Source organism: Sphingopyxis sp. KK2 (assembly GCF_001990265.1).
Lineage (GTDB): Bacteria > Pseudomonadota > Alphaproteobacteria > Sphingomonadales > Sphingomonadaceae > Sphingopyxis.
Window position 1 is genome coordinate 1 of the sequence record NZ_LYVN01000245.1, and the last position, 2,898, is coordinate 2,898.

Consider the following 2,898-nt stretch of genomic DNA (forward strand, 5'->3'; position numbering starts at 1 on the left):
CCCCCAACCCCTCCCGCCTGCGGGAGGGGAGAGCAAGGTCCGCTTTCCACGCCAAAACCGGCATCCAGCGCGCTATTTCGCCCTCGCCAGCTTGTCCTTCAAAAACCGCGCCACCAGCTCGTTCGCCTGGTCGCTCTCGGGCGCGGCCATATAGGCCCAGAAGGCATGCGGCAGGCCGTCGAACACCACCAGCCGCGCATCGACGCCCTTTTCGGTCAGCGCGCGCGCGAAGATCGCCGTCGGGCTGAGCAGGAAATCGCGCGAACTGGTGAGCAGCAGCGTCGGCGGGAAGTGCGACACGTCGCCGCGGATCGGCGACATGATCGGATCGGTCATCGCCGCGGAGCCCGCATAGGCGGCGACCCAGTCGAAGCCAGGCCCCGGCATCCAGCTTTCGGAATCGCCGCGCACGCCGAGGTCGGCGCTGCCCGAGAGGAAGCCGAGCGCCGCTGGCATCGGCCGGCCCATGCTATCGAGCTTCGCGACAAGCTGTCCCGACAGCACCGCGCCCGCCGACGTCCCGAACACTGCGATATGCTGCGCGCCCCGTTCCTTCTCGAGCGCCTGATACACCGCCAGCGCATCGTCGAGCGCCGCCGGATAGGGATGCTCGGGCGCGAGCCGATAGAGCACCGCGACCACGGGCAGTCCGCTGCGCGCCGCGATCGGGATCGTTTCGGTCAGCGATCCCGAATCGATCGCGAAGCCCCCGCCATGGAGGTTGAGCAGTAGCGGCCCCTTGCCGAGCGCGCTCACGCCCTTGGGATAGACGATCCGCACCGGCACCCCGGCGATCTCCGTCTCCTCCACGCGCACCTCGTAGCGTTTCTGAAGCTCTGCCCCCATGCTCGTCTGCATCGCGCCGATGAAGGCGCGGATGTCGGCGATCGGCGGCAGCGGATCGGGCATCGCCTGCGCCGCCGCGGCCTGCGCCGCCGCCTTGCCCTCTGGGCTCAGCGTCTCGGGAAGCGGCCAGTTCTGCATGTTCAGCGTCGGCGGCGGCGGTGCCGTCTGTGCGGCCGCCGCGACCAGCATCAGGCCCGCAAGCAATGCGGCGGCGAACAATCGGCTGGTCTTCATGCTTCCACTCCCGTTCCCGATAAACTGTCGGCCCGCGTCCCCGGGCGCCCCGGCCAGGCGAAGACCGCGCCCAGAAGCGCCAGCGCCGCCATGCTGAGATAGGCGACCGCGAGGCCCCACGACCACAACAGCCCCGACCCCATCGTCGCGACCGCCAGCACCGCGCCGAGCAGCACGGCGTACATGCCCTGCGCCGTCGCGCTGAGGTGCGTCGGCACGCGGTGCGCGATCATCAGCATCATGCCGAGGATCGTCCCCGTCGCGGTAATGCCGTTGAGCAATTGCCCCGCGATCAGCAGCGGCAGCGCGGGACTCGTCGCCATGATCGCCCAGCGCAGCGCCCCCGCGAGCGCTCCGGCGCAGATCAGCAAGCGCGGATCGCGGTCGCCGAGCAGCCTGGCGCCGAACCAGAAGGCGAGGATTTCGGCCGCGACCGCCAGCGCCTGGAGCAGGCCGATCACCGTCGTCGAAATCCCCTGCGCCTCCCACTGGATCGCACCGAAGCTGGTGAGCACGCCATGGCTGCCCATGATCAGCGATGCCGCGATCATGCCCATCATCAGCGGCCGGTCGCCGAACAGGTCGCGCCAGCGGCCCCCGGCCGCCGCGTCGTCGGCGGCGGCGAGCGTGCGGTCGGCGGGAAGCAGGAAGGCGACCAGCGCGGGCGCGAGCAGCAGCGCCGCGACCATCAGCGGCAACGCCTTGATCCCCGCGACCGCGATCGCCCAGCCCGCCGCAGCGTTCGACGCGACGACCGCGATCGAGCCCCAGACGCGCAGCCGCCCGAAATCGAGCCCGCGGCTGCGCACCGCCATCACCGCATAGGCGTCGGTCAGCACCGGGATCTGGTCCCAGACGATCGAGAAGAGGATCACGATGACGATGCGCCCGGCATGGTCGGGCTCGCCGAGCAGCGACAGCACGATCGCCGCCGAGGCGAGCGCGGTATAGGCGATCGCGTTGCGCACCCACCCGCGCCGCCCGACAAAGGCCGAAAAGGGCGCGACGGTGAGCAGCCGCAGGATCAGCGGGATCGCGAGCAGCACGCCGATTTCCTCGGGCGACGCCCCCGTCGCCTTCAGCCACAAGGGCAGGAAAGCGAAAAAGCCGTAATGGATATAGAGCGCCAGATAGAGCCCCGACACCTTCGCGCCCAACCGGCCGGGATCGCCGCCGTCGCCCGACGCCGAGGGCGCGGCCGCGAGGTTCGCATGCGCAGAATCCATCTCTCTCTCCCGTTATGAGATGGATTTAGCCGCAATTGTTATCGATGTCATTCGAAAAAATGATGCCTGCCCCCTCGGCTGACTGCGAAGAGATCCTGCCGTTTTGGGCTGTTCGGCCGCCGCATAACCCCTTACCGACCCCGCAAGAAACAGCGGCAGGGAGATCGGGATGGCGGATTGGACAGCATGGCTCGGGCGCCGCATCGAACAGCGCGATGTGCTGACCCCGGCGTCGCTCGCGCGTTTTCGGGCGACGATCGACAGCGATGCGACGGGCGATATTGCGGCGCAGGCGATCCACTGGTGCCTTTGCCTTCCCGACGCGCCGACCGCGGCACTCGGTCCCGACGGACATCCGCTGCGCCAGGACGATCCGGGCAGCTTCATGCCGCCGATCCCGCTGCCGCGCCGCATGTGGGCGGCGAGCGACGTGCGGTTCCATGCGCCGATCGCCGCGGGCGCCCAAATCGCGCGCACCTCGACGCTCGCCGCGATCAAGGAAAAGAACGGCGCGTCGGGCCAACTCGTCTTTGCCGAGGTCGAGCATGAAACGCGCGCGAATGATGTGCTGGCAGTGAGCGAGCGGCAGACG

Annotated in this window: 3 protein-coding genes; 1 reads left to right on the forward strand and 2 read right to left on the reverse strand. The window is 69.2% G+C overall.

What is annotated here, in order from left to right:
• Positions 1-72: 72 nt before the first annotated feature.
• The gene (locus B1A78_RS21245) at positions 73-1,080 is read right to left on the reverse strand and encodes an alpha/beta hydrolase (RefSeq protein WP_083734406.1); all 1,008 of its coding nucleotides are present in this window, start codon (positions 1,078-1,080) and stop codon (positions 73-75) included.
• A complete protein-coding gene (locus tag B1A78_RS21250) occupies positions 1,077-2,306 on the reverse strand; it encodes an MFS transporter (RefSeq protein WP_077148839.1) in 1,230 nt (409 codons plus the stop codon). Before B1A78_RS21250 ends, B1A78_RS21245 begins: the two co-directional genes overlap by 4 nt.
• A gap of 169 nt (positions 2,307-2,475) precedes the next feature.
• Between B1A78_RS21250 and B1A78_RS21255 the strand changes: the two genes are divergently transcribed.
• A partial coding sequence (locus B1A78_RS21255; protein ID WP_179102124.1) for a MaoC family dehydratase N-terminal domain-containing protein occupies positions 2,476-2,898 on the forward strand: 423 nt, incomplete at its 3' end.